Source organism: Bacillus sp. AFS001701, assembly GCF_002559405.1.
Classification (GTDB): Bacteria; Bacillota; Bacilli; order Bacillales; family Bacillaceae_G; genus Gottfriedia.
Genome location: NZ_NTZO01000710.1, coordinates 1 through 379, shown reverse-complemented (window position 1 = coordinate 379; position 379 = coordinate 1). Strand labels below are relative to the sequence as shown.

Sequence of the window (379 nt, the reverse complement as noted above, 5' to 3'; positions counted from 1 at the left end):
ACACATGAAATGGGCTTTGCAAAGGAAGTTGCAGATCGAATCCTATTTTTAGACGAAGGAAATCTAGTTGAGGATGCAACTCCAATCGAATTATTCACAAGACCAAAAACAAATCGTGCTAAGTTATTCCTTGAGAAAGTTTTATAAGTTATTTAATCACTTAAATGTGAAGAATCCCTACTTTTCATCTGAAAAGAGGGATTTTTTTATTGACAAAAAATTCATTGGTTTACTTTGAAATTGTCTAAATATGTTTTAGGTTTGTAAGTCAACGGATGTTTTTTGTATTTCAAAGTCAACTTGTATTCAAATTTCTACAAAAAAATTTTTAATAATTAGAACTTGTTAATTTTTGTCTATCGAAAACATTTATTAAAGT

General features: G+C 28.0%; 1 pseudogene. It reads left to right on the top strand.

From position 1 onward, the window contains the following. Positions 1 to 147: pseudogene (locus CN514_RS26710) on the top strand (peptide ABC transporter ATP-binding protein); the annotation flags it as partial. Positions 148 to 379: the final 232 nt, after the last annotated feature.